18 protein-coding genes are annotated in these 17015 nt (G+C 53.9%); 6 read left to right on the forward strand and 12 right to left on the reverse strand.

Annotation, left to right across the window (positions count from 1 at the left end):
- Window position 1 precedes the first annotated feature (1 nt).
- Window positions 2-1192 (forward strand): L-2-hydroxyglutarate oxidase, encoded by a 1191-nt coding sequence (gene lhgO / locus ACMGG1_RS14315; protein ID WP_404780305.1) that lies wholly within the window; start codon window positions 2-4, stop codon window positions 1190-1192.
- Window positions 1193-1283: 91 nt separating this feature from the next.
- Here lhgO and ACMGG1_RS14320 read toward each other — a convergent pair whose 3' ends face one another.
- The 5 genes from ACMGG1_RS14320 to ACMGG1_RS14340 form a co-directional block, all read right to left on the reverse strand.
- Entirely contained in the window at window positions 1284-3377 is a 2094-nt protein-coding gene (locus ACMGG1_RS14320; RefSeq protein ID WP_217331085.1) for a right-handed parallel beta-helix repeat-containing protein, read from the reverse strand.
- Window positions 3378-3521: 144 nt separating this feature from the next.
- Window positions 3522-4439 (reverse strand): sugar ABC transporter substrate-binding protein, encoded by a 918-nt coding sequence (locus ACMGG1_RS14325; protein ID WP_020826400.1) that lies wholly within the window; start codon window positions 4437-4439, stop codon window positions 3522-3524.
- A 62-nt stretch (window positions 4440-4501) separates the two neighbouring features.
- A complete protein-coding gene (locus tag ACMGG1_RS14330) occupies window positions 4502-5530 on the reverse strand; it encodes an ABC transporter permease (protein ID WP_020826399.1) in 1029 nt (342 codons plus the stop codon).
- Between the two features lie 17 nt (window positions 5531-5547).
- Window positions 5548-7032, reverse strand: coding sequence for a sugar ABC transporter ATP-binding protein (locus ACMGG1_RS14335; RefSeq protein WP_020826398.1), 1485 nt, complete (start codon window positions 7030-7032; stop codon window positions 5548-5550).
- Between the two features lie 97 nt (window positions 7033-7129).
- On the reverse strand, window positions 7130-8059 hold the full coding sequence (locus tag ACMGG1_RS14340) for a sugar ABC transporter substrate-binding protein (RefSeq protein ID WP_020826397.1): 930 nt from the start codon (window positions 8057-8059) through the stop codon (window positions 7130-7132).
- A gap of 535 nt (window positions 8060-8594) precedes the next feature.
- Between ACMGG1_RS14340 and ACMGG1_RS14345 the strand changes: the two genes are divergently transcribed.
- The 4 genes from ACMGG1_RS14345 (at window position 8595) to ACMGG1_RS14360 (ending at window position 12147) form a co-directional block, all read left to right on the forward strand.
- Window positions 8595-9437 carry a class I fructose-bisphosphate aldolase gene (locus tag ACMGG1_RS14345; protein WP_020826396.1) on the forward strand — a complete coding sequence of 281 codons (843 nt, stop codon included), beginning with the start codon at window positions 8595-8597 and terminating at the stop codon, window positions 9435-9437.
- 122 nt (window positions 9438-9559) lie between these two features.
- Window positions 9560-11161, forward strand: coding sequence for a sensor histidine kinase (locus tag ACMGG1_RS14350; protein WP_130015556.1), 1602 nt, complete (start codon window positions 9560-9562; stop codon window positions 11159-11161).
- A 3-nt stretch (window positions 11162-11164) separates the two neighbouring features.
- On the forward strand, window positions 11165-11878 hold the full coding sequence (dcuR, locus tag ACMGG1_RS14355; RefSeq protein WP_048760591.1) for a two-component system response regulator DcuR: 714 nt from the start codon (window positions 11165-11167) through the stop codon (window positions 11876-11878).
- A 116-nt stretch (window positions 11879-11994) separates the two neighbouring features.
- Entirely contained in the window at window positions 11995-12147 is a 153-nt protein-coding gene (locus ACMGG1_RS14360) for a hypothetical protein (protein ID WP_236591356.1), read from the forward strand.
- Here ACMGG1_RS14360 and ACMGG1_RS14365 read toward each other — a convergent pair.
- The 7 genes from ACMGG1_RS14365 to fabV form a co-directional block, all read right to left on the reverse strand.
- Entirely contained in the window at window positions 12144-12503 is a 360-nt protein-coding gene (locus ACMGG1_RS14365; protein ID WP_142815420.1) for a hypothetical protein, read from the reverse strand. The two genes, ACMGG1_RS14360 and ACMGG1_RS14365, sit on opposite strands and share 4 nt — an antisense overlap.
- Window positions 12504-12545: 42 nt before the next feature.
- Window positions 12546-12854: a hypothetical protein gene (locus ACMGG1_RS14370; RefSeq protein ID WP_414160777.1), complete on the reverse strand. Its 309-nt coding sequence runs from the start codon at window positions 12852-12854 to the stop codon at window positions 12546-12548.
- Window positions 12855-12881: 27 nt separating this feature from the next.
- The gene (locus ACMGG1_RS14375) at window positions 12882-13202 is read right to left on the reverse strand and encodes a hypothetical protein (RefSeq protein WP_122078622.1); all 321 of its coding nucleotides are present in this window, start codon (window positions 13200-13202) and stop codon (window positions 12882-12884) included.
- 177 nt (window positions 13203-13379) lie between these two features.
- Window positions 13380-13604: a hypothetical protein gene (locus ACMGG1_RS14380; RefSeq protein WP_122078620.1), complete on the reverse strand. Its 225-nt coding sequence runs from the start codon at window positions 13602-13604 to the stop codon at window positions 13380-13382.
- A 220-nt stretch (window positions 13605-13824) separates the two neighbouring features.
- The gene (locus tag ACMGG1_RS14385) at window positions 13825-14040 is read right to left on the reverse strand and encodes a helix-turn-helix domain-containing protein (protein WP_128864264.1); all 216 of its coding nucleotides are present in this window, start codon (window positions 14038-14040) and stop codon (window positions 13825-13827) included.
- A 7-nt stretch (window positions 14041-14047) separates the two neighbouring features.
- A complete protein-coding gene (locus ACMGG1_RS14390) occupies window positions 14048-14611 on the reverse strand; it encodes a DUF2975 domain-containing protein (protein WP_046373855.1) in 564 nt (187 codons plus the stop codon).
- Window positions 14612-14753: 142 nt separating this feature from the next.
- Window positions 14754-15953 (reverse strand): enoyl-ACP reductase FabV, encoded by a 1200-nt coding sequence (gene fabV / locus ACMGG1_RS14395; protein WP_020826387.1) that lies wholly within the window; start codon window positions 15951-15953, stop codon window positions 14754-14756.
- A 148-nt stretch (window positions 15954-16101) separates the two neighbouring features.
- Between fabV and ACMGG1_RS14400 the strand changes: the two genes are divergently transcribed.
- Window positions 16102-17013 carry an aminoglycoside phosphotransferase family protein gene (locus tag ACMGG1_RS14400; protein ID WP_262244346.1) on the forward strand — a complete coding sequence of 304 codons (912 nt, stop codon included), beginning with the start codon at window positions 16102-16104 and terminating at the stop codon, window positions 17011-17013.
- Window positions 17014-17015: the final 2 nt, after the last annotated feature.

The raw sequence follows: 17015 nt of genomic DNA on the forward strand, positions 1-17015 counted from the left end.
CATGCATGACGTGATCATTATCGGCGCAGGTCTGGTGGGGTTGGGCGTCGCCAACGCGCTGCAGGAAACGAACCCCATGCTGCGCATCCTGATCCTGGAAAAAGAAAATGGCCCGGCGGCCCACCAAAGTGGCCATAACAGCAACGTAGTGCATTCCGGCATTTACTACACACCCGGCAGCCTGAAGGCGCGGCTGGCAAAACTGGGCAACCAAAGCATGTTCGCCTTCTGCCGCGAGCATGACCTCTATCAGGATCAATGCGGCAAAGTGATTGTGGCCACCCAATTGAAGGAGCTGGCTTTACTGGAGAATATCTACCAGCGCGGGCGACAGAACGGGCTGGCGGTCAGCCGATTGTCGCAGGCACAGTTAAAGGAGCGTGAGCCGCACGTCAACGGTATTGAGGCACTGCTGGTGCCCGATGCCGGTATCGTCAACTACAGCCAGGTGGCGGCAAAGCTGGCGGAAGTGATCCAGCAACGCGGCGGCGAGATCCACTATGGACAACAGGTTGAGGGCATCATTGAAAGCAGTGACGGCGTCAGCGTGCACACCCCTCGCGCAGAATATCAGGGCAAGTGGCTGGTTAACTGCGCCGGCCTGTTCAGTGACCGCATCGCCGCCCTGGCCGGCTATCAGACCGGGATGAAAATAGTGCCGTTCCGGGGTGAATACTTTGTGCTGAACGACGAAAAAAACTATCTGGTGAACCACCTGATTTACCCGGTACCGAACCCGGATTTCCCTTTCCTCGGCGTGCATTTTACCCGTATGTACAACGGCAAGCGCGACGTTGGCCCCAATGCGGTGCTGGCATTCAAACGTGAAGGTTACCGCAAATGCGATTTCAGCCTGCAGGATCTGAGCGAGGTACTTGGCTATCGAGGATTCTGGAAAATCGCCGGCAATTATCTTGGCGAAGGGCTGGCAGAAGTTCGACGCTCCCTGTCACGCAAACTGTTTACCGAAAACGCACGCCAGCTTATCCCCGAGCTGCAACCGGAAGATATCCGGCCCGGCCCGGCCGGGGTTCGTGCCCAGGCGCTGACCGCCGACGGCAAACTGGTGGATGATTTTCATTTTGTGAAGGGCCGCCGCTCGCTGCACGTCTGCAATGCGCCCTCCCCGGCGGCGACCGCCTCACTGGAGATCGGCCGCGAGATCGTGCGACAACATCTTGCTGCGCTTTGATAGACCAAACCCCTTGCGACAGACGAATATAGCCAGCAGCAACTCATACGCTGCTGGCTATATGATGACGCGGCAAACAGCGCCTAAAGGTTTAGACTGCGTTATTGCAGCGTGTAGTCAATATCAAGCCCGGGAGGGTTACCACAGTAGCCGTCGGATTGATCAACGTAAAAGTCACCGTACCTGCCTCACTGACACATACCGTACTTTTCACTCGTTTTGGATTCTGGTTGAACTTCACGCCATTAGCGACAAAGGTTGGCAGTACCGCCGCCAGTTGCGCATCAATATCCATGCTCGCCCCCGGTGCCAATGTCACATCCTGAGACGTCGACGAGACAACAATATCGACAAAATCCCCCGCTACCCAAGCCGAACTCTCCCCCACCGTAACGTAACTGTATTTACGCGCCAGTCCCGGCACGGCTCTAAAGTTATACACTTCGTCTCCAGCTCGAGCGTCAATATCCGTCGGGGTTTGACCATCATAACGAAATTCGCGACGTCCATAAGCCGATGAGTCCATCTGAATACGACGAATGCTGGCGGCACCAATTTCGAATTTGGTTACCGGAACAAAAGCGGTATCAAACACGTTTTTACCGATCAGGGTGTTGGGTCCAAAATCAGTCCCCATGAAATACAACCCGGCAAAAGAAGAGTTAAGTTGCACAATATTATCCGCAAACACGAAGCAGCCAGGATTAGACAGGCGGATGTGCCCCTGGTTGGTGTCGGTTACCCGGTTTCCAACAAAACTACCACCCGACCCTAATTTAATGTAATTGCTGCCAGAACCGGCATTGGTGAACGTCGATCCTTCAAAGATGTTACCGCTGGTCACGCACCCATTGGCAGAAAGCCCCACCTTGCAGTTGAGTACTCGATTACCGCTAATTGTAGCGTTGGTCGCGGAAATACCAGGAAACTCGGCCGTTGGACTGGTGCCACAAGTGTCCACCTGATTGTTGGCGATAAGCGCATACTGAACTTTAATGTCATTCAGCGTAGTGAAGCTGATGCCATTCTGAACCGTGTTTCGCACCGTGTTTCCAATACATTTACTGCGTTGGATCGGGTTCTTTTGCGGGTTATTACTGAGCTCACTGTCGACGATAATGCCGAAACGATCGATAACATCGACAAAGTTATCCGCCACCTCCCAATCTTCAATATTTGTGAATGCGATACCGTATGAGAGGTTGGTAAGCGAATTGCCCTGAACCAGCAAATTCTGGAAGAAAGTCGTTGAACCGCCATTCTCATCATTGAGGGTAATCCCACCGCCACGGTGCCCTTGGGCAGTATCTGGCGCACCAATAGCGTCGTACAGCCGATTATTGAGGATCTTGCCGTCAAAGCTCGGGGTCGAAGAGGTCTTCAGCAAAATGCCATCGCCGTTATGGTGATAAATTTCGTTATCTCTCAATACCCAGCGACGACTGCCACGCACCGCAATGCCTTCCTCACCCAGTTCATGGCACTTATTGCGATAAACCTCAAAACTTTCCGACTGCCTGATGCTGATGGCATCGGTGTGCATAAACAGATCGAGTTCGGACAATCGGAAACGCTGGCCACCATCAATAAATAACGCAGTGGCCTGTTTTGACCACAGGCGAGTCGGATCACTTCCTTTACGGGTTAACGTCAGACCGTTGATTACGAAATCGCTCTTATTAACAAACTGCACCATGGTTAAGTTGGTTTTATCACTATCCAGATAAAGCTGCCCACCGCCGACAATAGTGCTAAAACCCGGAGCATCTAGTGTCACAAAGGGGGTATTAGCATCGACATCAGCCAAACGGTAACGCCCCTCGAGGATCATTTTTTGCGGCGTCTGCGCGCTGGCAACGCTAGCGGCGTAACTGAACATGCGTTTTACCGCCAGGTAATCATTGTTGGTTCCATCTCCCACTGCGCCGAACATTTCCGGATTTAATACTGAATCTGCGTCAAGCTTCCGCATCCAACAATAGGGTGAACTTGCAGGTTGAGTAACGTAGATACAGCCATCAAGGGTAATTCCACTGGCCGGGATCGAAACAAATATGCCGCCCCCGAGGGTACTACGGATTTGTTTATTCAATCGCGCGGCATCGAAGGCAGCAACCTCCATCAAGGTGCCAGTCGGTGCCGTTTTTTGGGCCAGAGCAACGATATCTATGCAGGTGTCAGTCATGGTACATCTCCAGGTGACGGCATGATTGCCGCCAATTAACTGTATATAAATCCAGTTAATTGCAAAATCTGCCAAGCGCTGACACAACCGAACTGCAAAAAAAACACTGCCTAAGCAGTGTCCTTTCAATGTGGGTACAGTCTGTTACTTTGCCGCGTATTTTTGCATATTGGCCGGCGTCACCAGTTCAAATGGGATCCAATAATAGGGTTCCAGCTTTTCGCCCTTGATCATCCGCTGAGCCACGTCGACCGAGGCCTTGCCCTGGCCGACGGCGTCCTGGAAGACCGTGACCTGCATCTTGCCGGAAGATAATGCTTTCAGGCCGTCCGGGGTGGCGTCGATTCCGCCGATTAGCACTTTGTTGTCCTTTTTACCGGCCTGTTGCAATGCCATGATCGCGCCAATCGCCATCTCGTCGTTGTTGGCCGCGACGATATCAATGGACTCGCCGTTGGTTACCCAGTTCAGCATCAGATCCATACCCTCGCTGCGTGAGTAGTTGGCACTTTGCTTCTGCACCACTTTCATTTTCGGGTACTTCGCCACCACCTGCTCCACGTCTTTGGTGCGTTGCAGTGCACCGGCATCGGTCAGGTTACCGATCATGATGGCTACGTTGCCCTGGTAATTCGCCAGGCGCGCCAGCTCTTCCATCTGCAAGGTGCCGGACTGCTTCTCGTCGGAGCCGACAAACACCACGCCGGACGGCAGCGTGCTGTCGCCCGGCGTACGATTCACATACACCAGCGGAATACCCGCCCTGGTCACCAACTTGGTGATCGCAGGCGTGCCCGCCGAGTTGACCGGGTCGACGATAATCGCGTCCACCCCGGCGCTGATAAAGCTCTGCACCTGATCGGTCTGGCGACCAACGTCACCACGGGCATCTTCGAACTGCACGGTAATACCGCGCGCCTTGGCCTCTTTGTCGATCGAATGGCGGATGATGGTGAGGAAATTCTGGTCAAAATAGGCCATCGACACGCCGATAGTTTCCGCCAGTACCGAGGTGGAACAGCTAAGCGCCGCCACCAGCACGATTCTTTTTAGGTATTTCATGGTGATTCCCCTGAGGTAAAAAAAACCGCCGGGCAAGTCGCACCGGCGGAGATTTACGGCAATCAGTGTTTTTTGCGGTTACGGTGCATGTCGATAGACACCGCGGCGACGATAATCACGCCTTTGATAATGTCCTGAATATAGGAGTCCACGCCGATAAAGGTGAATCCGCTTTTAATCAGCCCGAGGATCACCGCACCGATCAGCGTGCCGGTAATGCGCCCAACGCCCCCCATCAGGCTGCTACCACCAATGACCGCGGCAGCAATCGCATCCAGCTCGTAGGACATCCCCATGCTCGACTGGCCGCTGCTGACGCGCGCCGCCAGGACCACGCCCGCCAGTCCGGCCAGACCGCCGGCGATGGTATAGACCGTCACCAGGTATTTATTGACGTTGATACCGGAAACTCTGGCGGAGGTCATGTTGCCGCCGATGGCGTAGATGTATTTGCCGTAGCGGGTATGCTTCAACGCGATGTGGAAGATCACCGCAATCACCAGGAAGATGATCACCGGCATCGCGCCCTGGCCGATTGAGGTGAAGCCGTCGGACAAGAAGCTGACCGGGTTACCCTGGGTGTAATACTGCGCCAGGCCACGTGCCGACACCATCATGCCCAGAGTGGCGATAAACGGTGGAATGCCGGTACGGGTGATCAGGAAGCCGTTGATAAACCCACAAACAATACCTACCCCGATCCCTGCGCCGATCGGGATCGCCGCCGGCAGATCGAGGAGCGCTGGATACATCGGCGAAATGCTGTCTGAAGTTTGCGCCAGGCTGGCCGCCACCACCGCCGTCAACGCAATCAGCGAGCCGGAAGAGAGATCGATACCGGTGGTGATAATGACCTGGGTCACGCCCACCGCGATGATGCCGATAATCGCTACCTGCAACACGATCAGCAGCAGCCGGTTAGGGTTCATCAGGAATGACTGATCGCGGATGTACCAGCCGAGGATTTCAAAGACCAGCGCGATGCCGATCATCACGATAAAGATGCCGGTATCTTTCGGCATTTTGCCGCTCAGGCCAGAGAACAGGGGCGCTTTACCCGCAAGCGGCTTCTCAATTTTTACATTACTCATGGTGGTTCACCTTTGCGTTATTCAGAGGCCAGCGCCAGGATTTTTTCCTGATCCGCTTCTTCTTTATCCAAAATGCCGGTAATACGGCCGCCGTGCATCACCATCACCCGGTCGCTCATGCCGAGAATTTCCGGTAATTCCGATGACACCAAAATAATGGCGACGCCGCGGTTCGCCAGCTCGCTGATCAGGCGATAGATCTCCGCCTTGGCCCCGACGTCGATGCCACGCGTTGGCTCATCGAGGATCAATATTTTGGGCTGGGCCAGCAGCCAGCGGGCAATAAGCACCTTCTGCTGATTACCGCCGCTGAGGTTATTGATGATTTGGTCCATGGTCGGGGTTTTGATGTTGAGCTTTTTGATCTGCTCCATGCAGTCTTTGGCCATTTGCACATGGCTGACAAACCCGTTCTTGCCGATGTACTCCGACAGGTTGACGATGCTCATGTTCTCAACCACCGACAGCACCAAAAACAGCCCGGATTTTTTGCGATCTTCGGTGAGGAACGCCAGGCCGAGTTCAATAGCTTTTGAGGGTGAATCGACCTTTGCCGCTTTGCCCTCGATAAAAATGCTGCCACCGTCCGCCGGGTGCATGCCGAACAGGCTTTCCATTACTTCGCTGCGGCCGGCCCCCACCAGCCCGGCGACGCCGAGGATCTCGCCCCGTTTCACGCTGAACGAGACATCGTGGAACCAGTCCGAACGCCGCAGTCCTTCCACCCGCAGCACTTCCTCGCCGATATTGTTGTTGAATTTAGGGAACATCTGGGTCAGTTCGCGCCCTACCATCATGGTGATCAGCGACTGTTTGGTCAGGTTTTCGGTTTTATCGCTGGCAATAAAGGTGCCGTCGCGGAAGATGCTCACCTCGTCGGTGATGGCAAAAATCTCGTCCATCTTGTGGCTGATATAGATAATGCCTTTGCCCTGCTCACGCAGCTCACGAATGATGGCAAACAGATGCACCACCTCGCCTTCGGTCAGGGCCGAGGTGGGTTCGTCCATGATCAGGACGTCCGCGTTGTAGGACACCGCCTTGGCGATCTCCACCATTTGTTGGCTGGCGATACTCAGTTCACCCACCAGCGTTTCCGGCTTGAGTTTGATGTTCAGCCGCGCCAGCAGCTCGCGGGTTTTCTTGTTCAGTTGGTCATGGTTTACGAAGCCCAGCTTCGCCGGCTCACGCCCCAGCCAGATATTTTCCGCCACCGTCATATAAGGCACCAGGTTGAGTTCCTGGTGAATCATGGAAATGCCCGAATGCAGCGCCTGCAACGTGTCGCTGAAGGTCACCGGTTGGCCTTTTATTTTAATGGTGCCTTCATCGGGGTGATAAATACCGATTAAACATTTCATCAGCGTGGATTTTCCCGCGCCGTTTTCGCCCATTAAAGCGTGCACGCTGCCTGGTTTGATTTTAATTGAGACCTTATCCAGCGCCTTCACGCCGGGAAACTGCTTACTGATGCCTTCAGCCTCAAGAACATAAGGATACATACTGATAACCTCCGCCGTTCGTCAATGCATCCCTGCCGTATTTACCGTCGAGTGTCGGATAAATACGGCAATGGATATAACCGCGCTGCTTTAACGCTTATTTTCTGTTCTTGTCGGCAAATTCCTGATAATTGGCCTTGGTGATCAGCTGATAAGGGATCAGGACGTTGCTTTCCACCTTCTCGCCTTTAACCAGCTGAATGGCAGTTTGCACCGCGCCTTCGCCCTGGCCTTTAGCATCCTGGAATACGCTCAATGCCAGATCGCCCTTCTTGATGAATTCCAGCGCGTCCGGAGTCCCATCCACGCCGGCCACCAGCACGCCGCTCTTCTTCGCCTGTTTCAGCGCCAGGATCGCACCAATGGCCATTTCGTCATTGTTGGAGGCGATGGCATCAATCTGCTGACCGGTCAGCACCCAGTCGGTGGTAATGTCGACGGCTTCTTTACGGCCCCACTTGGCAGTTTGCTTGTCGAGAATTTTGATGCCGGGATACTTGGCCGCCACCTCTTCCACGCCGCGGGTGCGGTCGCGGGTCGCTTCATTGGACAGTTCGCCCATCAGGATCATCACGTTGCCCTTGCCGTTCATCAGCTTGGCCAACTCTTCCATCTGCAGCTTACCGGCCAGTTTGGAATCTGAGCCTACGTAGGCCATGCCCGCAGGCAGCGTCACTTCCGGACGGCGGTTAACGAACACCAGCGGGATCTTGGCGCTTTCCGCCAGTTTGATCATCGGCTTCACGCCCTGGGTATCGACCGGGTTGAGGATAATGGCGTCGACGCCCTGGCTGACGAAGTTCTCAATCTGTTGGATCTGCTGGGCGATGTCCCCTTTGGCATCTTCAAATTGACCGCTGACGTTGCCGTCCTGTTTCATTTTGCTCTGCATGGACTGGCGTAGGATGGTGAGGAAATTGTCATCGAAATAAGCCATTGAAACGCCGATTTTGATGTCTTTTGCCAATACGCTGGCCGGCAGCATGCACATCAATACCGAGGTGACGATCAGTTTCTTCAGCTTCATGTTCTGTACCCTTTAATCGTTAGAGTGAAGAGGCCTGTTGATTTGACAGCTAATGAAAAATATTTTTTACATTCAAACAACAATCCGGTCGGTGATATCCCTTTGATACGGCAGATTTACCGCTTTTCTTCCATCTTCTGGCAGTGTGTGAAATTTTGATCAATGTCTCAAAACAGATTAAAAACAATCAATTGAAATAAAACTCTTGCCTAACTCGTTACGTCATATCGTAACTTTCAAATGTTTATTTCAAAATTGAGATTATTGAAACTTTTTAACCCAAACAAGCGAAACATGCGTTTTGGAATAACCAAGTAACAAAAACATGACACGGATCTAACAAATGGCGCAAAAGCCATCAGCGTACGCGTTCCTTTAGTGCGTTCAGCGACGAGAAACGATCTGCCGCGATGAAAAAACGCGAGGGGTTCTCTGAGTAAATATGCGAGCGAGCGCGCAGTTTGTGGATCCACGGTTTCATCCCGCGGTTTACTCGACAATACTGAATGGACATGTGTTTTCAGGAGGATCTGACATGCAGCTCAGCAGTAAGGTACGGATGAACCGGCTATTCAATAACGGCAAGTGCCTCGACGTGGCGATTGATCACGGCATTGCCAATGAACCGGATTTTTTAATCGGTCTGGAAGATATTGAACGGGTCATGAATAGCCTGATCGTCGCCCGCCCCGACGCCATTCAGGTGAACTACGGCCAGGCGGATTTGCTGCAATGCTCGACGCAACGCGATAAACCGGCCCTGGTGATGCGTACCGACGTCGGCAACGCTTATAACGCCGCGCGTCACCGTGAAATGTGGGCGGTGTTGCATAATCCGGAAGCGCCGATCCTCGCCGCGCTGCAGATGGATGCCGCGGCCGTGGTGGTGAATCTGTACCTGATCCCCGATGAACCGGGCATTTTCCGCCAGTGCGTGGAAAACATCGGTCGCCTGCGCCATGCCTGCGATCGCTATGGCATGCCGCTGATGGTCGAACCGCTGGTTATGGCGCCGGCCGGTCAAGGGTCGGCTTACGGCTCATTGGGCGACGTCGAAAAAATGGTGCCGCTGGTGCGATTGGCGCGTGAGCTGGGCGCCGACATCATCAAAGCCGACCCTACCGAACGGGTGGAAGACTTCCATCGCATTGTTGAAGCGGCGCGTTGCCCAACGCTGGTCCGCGGCGGCGGTAAAGGTGAACTGGGCGCGGTGCTGGAGAAATCTGCGGCGCTGATGGCACAGGGCGCATCCGGCATGGTGTATGGCCGCAATGTGTATCAACACGATAATCCGTCAAAAGTGGTGCGCGCGCTGATGGCGATCATCCATCAGGGAGCCAGCGGCCAACAAGGGCTGGAAATCTATCATCAACCCTGATCCCGGCTTTTGTAATTAAAATAATCCCTCCCCCGGCGGCAGCATGTTATAACCTGCTGCCGGTCGCTGCCCCGCGCCCCATTCCCCGCTAAAATCCTGATACGCCCATTCGGAGAACCGCCATGCCCAAACAACGGATACCGCTGAAACTCAGCACCACCCTCACGCTGATGGTGTCTGCCATTATTGCTTCGGTGCTGCTGGTGGTGTACGCGCTGTTTTTTGTGCAGATGAGTCACGAGGGGCAAGATCAGCAGCGTCAGAAGGCGATGGCAATTGCCGAAACGGTGGCGCTTTCCGGTAACGTCGTTGACGGCCTGCAGCGGGAAGATCACAGTGGTGCGATCCAGCGCTTCGCCGAGCAGGTGAGACATCAAAACGAGCTGCTGTTCGTCACCGTGGTGGACATGAAAGGCATCCGCTACTCGCACCCTAAACCCTGGCTGATCGGCAAGCATTTTATCGGCGACGATTTAGAACCGGCCCTGCACGGGAAAACCAACAGCGCCATCAACCGTGGCGCGCTGGCGCCTTCACTGCGCGTCTTTGCACCGGTCTACGACAGCGAGCGCCGACAGATAGGGGTAGTGGCGCTGGGCATCGCTCTCGATACCGTCCACCGGGTGGTGGCCGAAAGCCGCTGGATTATCTATTTAACCCTCGCGTTCGCCGCGCTGGTCGGCACGCTGGGTACCTTCTTCCTGGTGAAAGCGCTTAAGCGCATCATGCTCGGTTTTGAACCCTACGAAATCTCCAACCTGTTTGAACAGCGCAACGCCATGCTGCAATCGATTAAAGAAGGCGTCATCGCGGTCGATAACCAGTCACGTATCACCATTGTTAACGACGAGGCGAAACGCCTGCTGCGCCAAAGTGGCCCCTTCGAAAATCTGCTGCTGGAGTCCGCCAGTAAGTACTGGCCGGCCCAACTGCATCTGGCGGAAGTTTTGGCCAGCGGCAAACCGTTACGCGACCAGCAGATCAGTTTTAACGGCAGCGAGCTTTTGACCAATACCGTGCCGGTGATCGTCAAGGGCCAGGTGATTGGCGCCATCGCCACCTTCCGCGATAAAACCGAAATCAGCCAGTTGGTGCAGCGCCTGAGCGGTATGGCCCACTACGCCGACGCATTGCGCGTACAGTCGCACGAGTTTATGAACAAACTGCACGTAATCCTCGGCATGCTGCATATGAAGGCTTACCAGCAGTTGGAAAACTACATCATCAACACTGCCAGTAACTACCAGGAAGAGATCGGCGCGCTGCTACGCAAAATACAGTCGCCAGAGGTCGCCGGCTTCTTTATCGGCAAAATCAGCCGCGCCCATGAGGCCGGCATTGAGCTGACCATCGATGAGACCAGCCTGCTGCCGGAAACCGACGACGCGGAAACCACCCATGTGCTGATCAGCGTGCTGGGCAACCTGATTGAAAACGCCATTGACGCCATCGACGGCGTTGAGGGACACGAGATCAACCTGAGCTTTCATCACAATGAGAATCACTTACACTGTATAATCAGCGACGACGGCCCCGGCATCGATCCGGCTCTCGGCGCCCGTATCTTTGAGCAGGGTGTGTCCACCAAAGGGCCGGGGCGCGGTATCGGCCTGGCGTTGATCCGCAGCAGCCTGGAAAAACTGGGCGGCAGCATTGATTTTGAATCTGAACCGGGTGTACTGACCCAGTTCTTTGTCCATATTCCCTATCAGGCCAAGGGCTGACCCATGATTAACGTATTGATTATTGATGACGACCCGATGGTAGCGGAGTTGAACAAATACTACCTCAGCCAGGTAAGCGGCTTTCACTGTCAGGCCACCGTCGCTACGCTGGCGCAGGCACGCGAGTTGCTGGCCGATACCGATGTCAGTATCGATCTGGTCCTGCTCGATATCTATATGCAGCAGGAGAATGGTCTGGATCTGCTGCCTGGCCTGCGCGAATTGGGTGAAAAAACCGACGTCATTATCATTTCCTCCGCCAGCGACGTGGACACGGTGCAACGCGCCTTGCACTACGGCGTGGTGGATTATCTGATTAAACCCTTCCAGTTCGGCCGTTTCAAAGAGGCGCTGAGCAACTACCAGCAGCAGTCACAGATCCTGGCACAGCGCGAATTCTCACAGGCCGATGTCGACAGCCTGCTGCGGCGTCAGCCCAACAGCAGCGAAGGCAAGAAACTGCCGAAAGGGTTAACCAGCATTACGCTGAGTACGGTATGCGAATGGATCGAACAGCAGCACGATGGGGAGTTTTCGACCGACAACCTGGCCAACGCTATCGGCATTTCGCGCGTATCCTGCCGTAAATACCTTATCTATCTGGCGGAAAGTGGCATTCTGGGCACCCGCATCCTGTACGGCACCACCGGCAGACCGGTCTATCTTTACCAGTTAAAGCCGGACGCGGTCGCCATGCTGAAAGAGTATTGCCGCTAGACGATGCCCCCTGGGGGCTCATCACGCATCATTGCGTCCAGGGGCCACTCTTTTAATCTCACTACCTTTGCAGAAAGGTGCGCAGCGCGGCGACAAAATCCTCTTGGCGCGCCACGTTGGACAGATGCACCACCGGTAACACCAGCAATTCGCCTGCTGCCAGTGAAATCCACGCCGTCTGGCCTCACAGCCGTTATTTACCGGCCAAAACGCGGGCGGCGATCGACATCCTGCTGGCGCAGATGCCAAGCCAGTTGCCAGGGAACTAAGGGTGGCGTTTGTGCCCGGGAAAATCCGTCATCCCGCGCGGCAGGTTGCACAATTTGCGGTATTCTTGTTTCCGCCTGCCACAAGGGTAGTGGTACTCGCCATACAGCGTTTTAAGCTGCTGCCGGTTCGCCTGCTCGGCGGCGGCGCGTTGCCGTTCCAATTCAAGCGCCTTCTCATTGGCCAACGCCACGCCCTCGGCACTCCATACTTTATGTTTTAACCCGCTGCGCTTTTGCTGGTACTCCTCAGAGATTTTGTTATCCAGCGGCTGTGCGGCATGGTATTGCCAGTCAACCGACGCCTGCAATGAGAAGCAAGACCACTGCGCCACGCAGGCAAGAAAAATCCGTTTCACTGATAGACTCCCGATATTAAATTCACCTGTTGACTCACAAAACTATCTTCTGGCTATGGCGCTCTTCCCGACTAAAAACAGCGGTACAGGCGTTGCCCGACATACACGCGGCAACATCGCGGACTCCAGCGTTTTGCGCTCAAGGCGTATCACGGCAAGACGCGCCTGTTCCGAACGTATTTGCTCTACGTACCACAGATGTTGCAACAGCCCGTTAAACCGTAATCGGTAATCCACACTGCTTTCCCCCGTCTCGAAACCGACGCGCTGAGCGTGCTTGTCGACAAACGAATAGCAACAAGAAGACGCCAACAGGGCGAGTGCCGCTGTCATCAAAGAGGTCAATTTCAAAAGCAAAAACTCCATTAGTGCATGAGGCTAGCAACCGTTGATAAGCAGCAGTTGTTCTTCGCGCGGCAATGCTGATGGATGCGGTTCACTCGCGGCGGCAGCCTTGCCCCTCTGCCCTTTGCAGGCTTTACGCTGAGCCAGCGTATTGTCTTCACTTTGCGTCGATATCAGAGGTCGCTGTTTCTCGTTGCCCATCTCGTCCCAGAAGTCATGAGCCACCTCTTTGAGTTTCTTGCGAAACAGCACCGAAGAGACGCCTTCATGCTCCCGCTCATAACGCGCGGCGGCAGCCTGCTGGCACCAGGGCAACAATAGACATATGAAAATAACGGGGATGCCTTTTTCCACAATAAACTCCTGTAATAAGGCCCATAATGGCGCTCATTCCCATTAAATAATGAAAAGCACTTATTACTGTTAAGATAAACAACGCGAGAAGAACAACATATTACCTGGCAAAGCGTAAACCTTAATTAAATGAGTGCCATTGGGTTTATAATTCGCAGGATAAATATATTTAGTGAATTAGCGATCCCACAATGTTGACCAATCGATGGTTCCACCGATACTCGGCCCTCTCTCGTTAAGCACCGCAGAAGCCGACTCTCCTGCGCTGATGCGCTGCCGTTGCTCACGTGTCGCCGGCTTTGGCTGTTCCCAGCCAGGGCTTGAAGACGAAAAACCGGGTTGAATATTGCTGCAACCGCTTAGCATGATTAACAATACCGGGATCCCTTGGTAAAATTTCATATATCCTCCTTTAAAATAAACGCTATCATTAGCAACGGTAAATAAAAAATGACTTTTTTTAGTTTAATAACCCCCCTTCAAACGCGAGCAACGTCAAAACGACCTTATTAATTTTAAATAAGGTGACTAATGATTTAATTGACAATAAAAAGGCTTACAGTACCGACGATAATAATTAATCAATATATTGACGATATGGCGCGCAAAGCACGCCACCGCGCTAGCCTTGGTTATCCGGTTGCCAGGCCAGAAGATCGCCAGGCTGGCAATCGAGGATCCGGCAGATTTTATCTAACGTCTCCAGCCTGACGCCCTTCACCTTGCCGTTCTTCAGCAGGGACAGATTTTGTTCGGTGATCCCCACCTGTTCCGCCAGTTCCTTTGAACGCATCTTCCTTTTGGCCAACATGACATCAAGACTTACTATTATCGCCACTCTATTCTCACACGAAAGAAAGCTGTTCTTCATTCAGCCGCAACGCTTCCAGGAACACCCGGCTAAACACCAGGATTGCGCAGCCTACGATCAGCGAGCGTACCGATTCGCTGTTGATACCATAATAAATTATTAGCAGCATTTTTTCATTGGCCGTCAGTATCATCACCTGCAACATCCCGGCCAGCGAGGGGAAAAGCACATCGACAATCAGCAGGATACCGATGATCTGTAACAGCAGCATATTGTTGCGGTGCCAAACGTTGCCGCGATAGAACTGGTAAAACAACCCGGCGCCGCACAGTAATGCGCTGTAATAAGGCACGTAGGCGAACATGTCCAACAACAGGGTGGCCACTAAAGCCCAGCGTTGCTGCGGAACGGCATAGGCGTTCAGTTCTGGGTAATAGTCACGGTAGGACGCCACGATACTGTCGAACGCCTCGCCCTGCACCCAACCCTGAACAATCATAAACATCTCCACGCCGGTGCTGACAATCAGCATCGTCATGATCAACAAACACAAGCAACGTACATAAAGCGGAAGGTGGATCCGTGGCGCAGCGCCCATAGCGATTTCATCCTTAAAAACAGCAATAAGTTATCGTAAAACGATAACTTATTGCTGTCAACGATCAACTGGACTGATGAGCGGCTGGGTGACAGGCGTAAAAAAGGCCGGAAACCCGGCCTTTTCTCAATGCTCGATGGATTTAGACCAGCTCAATCACATCAAACTTAACTTCACCGCTGAGGTCGGCTTCGTAATCAACGCCTTGCAGACCAAAACCGAACAGACGCAGGAACTCGGCCTTGTAGCCCAGGTAATCGGTCAGTTCGTTGATGTTGCTGTCGTCGATTTGTGCCCAGATTTCACGACAGGTATTCTGCACGTCGTCGCGCAGTTCCCAGTCGTCCAGACGCAGACGGTGCTTCTCATCGGTATCCGGTGCGGTGCCGCTGTACAGCTTGGTGGCGAACAGACGTTGGATCTGCTCGATACAGCCTTCGTGGATCCCCTGCGCTTTCATGATTTTGAAAACGATAGAGATATACAGTGGCATGACCGGGATAGCGGAGGAAGCCTGAGTCACTACCGACTTCAGTACGGCAACGTAAGCCGCGCCGCCTTTGGCCTTCAGTTTCTGATCGATGGCCTGCGCCGCGCGATCCAGGTCTTCTTTGGCTTTGCCCAGCGTACCGTGCCAGTAGATTGGCCAGGTCAGATCGGTACCAATGTAGGAGTAAGCGACTGCCTGCACGTTGTCTGCCAGCACGCCGGCTTCTTCCAGTGCGTCCATCCACAGCTGCCAATCCTGGCCGCCCATCACTTTGACGGTATCGGCAATTTCCTGCTCGTTGGCCGGTTCAACCACGGCTTCAACCAGCACGTCTTTATTGGTGTCGAGCGCCACGGATTTGTACGGTTCGCCGATAGGTTTCAGCGCAGAGCGCACCACTTCACCGGTTTCCGGCATTTTACGCACCGGCGAAGCCAGTGAGTAAACCACCATGTCGATCTGGCCCAGATCCTGTTTGATCAGGTCAATGACCGTTTGGCGGCATTCGTTGGAGAACGCATCGCCGTTAACGCTTTTCGCGTACAGGCCTTCTTCTTTAGCTGCCTTGTCAAAACCGGCAGAGTTATACCAACCGGCAGAACCGGTTTTGCCTTCGCTGCCCGGCTTTTCAAAAAATACGCCGATAGTGGCCGCACCGCTGCCGAAGGCGGCATTGATACGTGACGCCAGGCCGTAACCGGTGGAAGCACCGATCACCAGCACTTTTTTCGGCCCGTTTTTCAGTTCGCCACGTGATTTAACATAGGCGATTTGCTCACGGACATTGGCTTCACAACCTGCCGGGTGAGCGGTAGTGCAGATAAAACCACGAATTTTAGGTTTGATAATCATAGTAATTTTTTCTTGGTAGCTAAAAACCGAAGGACAATATACCTGATTTTATCAATATACTTAAGCTGGGTGCATGGCAGATTTGCAACAAGCCCAGTGAGCAGACCAGTCTCACTCGTTAAATCTCAACCTTGAAGGAAGTGCGCACGTGAGTTTTATCGCCAAATTACACGCCGACGAAGTGGATATTGATCTCAACCTGGTGACTTCCATGCTCGCCGACCAGTTTCCGCAGTGGGCGACGCTTGCGATAGCGCCGGTCGCTATTGCCGGTACCGATAACGTGATGCTGCGGCTGGGCGACGATCTCTATATTCGTCTGCCGCGCACGCCGTCTGCAGCGGCGGCGCTTGAGCGGGAAAACCGTTACCCGGCGTTGCTATCCCGTTATCTGCCGGTCCCGGTTCCCGTTCCGCTGGCGCAAGGTCAGCCGCAAGCAGGCTACCCTTTCAACTGGTGCGTAGGCCGTTGGATCCAGGGGCACATGCCGGTTTGCGGCGAAGGCAGCCATGGGCTGGCGCAACAGCTGGGGGAATTTGTCCACGCACTGCATACCATCCCTGTTACCGAGCCTGAGTTGCAAAAGAGCCTGACCTCCTATCGTGGCGGCCCGCTTGGCGCCAGAGACGCCCTCACCCGCAACGCGATAGCGCAATGTGGTGACTATCTCGATACGGACATTCTGCTGCACGTATGGGAAACCGTTAGCCAGATACAGGAGAACAGCGCTGCCCCATGCTGGATCCACACCGATATCCAACCGGGCAACCTGCTGGTTAACGAAGGTAAGTTAGCAGCGGTGATCGACTGGGGCGGTATGGCGATTGGCGATCCGGCGGTGGATTTGATTGTCGCGTGGAATTTATTGAGTCAGGACAACCGCGAGGATTTTAAACGCGCCGTGGATACCGATAAAGCCACCTGGCTGCGTGGCCGGGCCTGGGCATTGTCGATTGGCGTGATTGCGTATGCGTATTACGTTGAAAAAGAGCCTGCGCTTGCGCGGACTTCACGCTATCAGATTGAGCAGGTAGCGGCGGACGTTGGGTTATCGCTTTGAGG

Origin of the sequence: Serratia sp. BNK-12, assembly GCF_047456085.1 — a bacterium.
GTDB lineage: Bacteria > Pseudomonadota > Gammaproteobacteria > Enterobacterales > Enterobacteriaceae > Serratia > Serratia liquefaciens.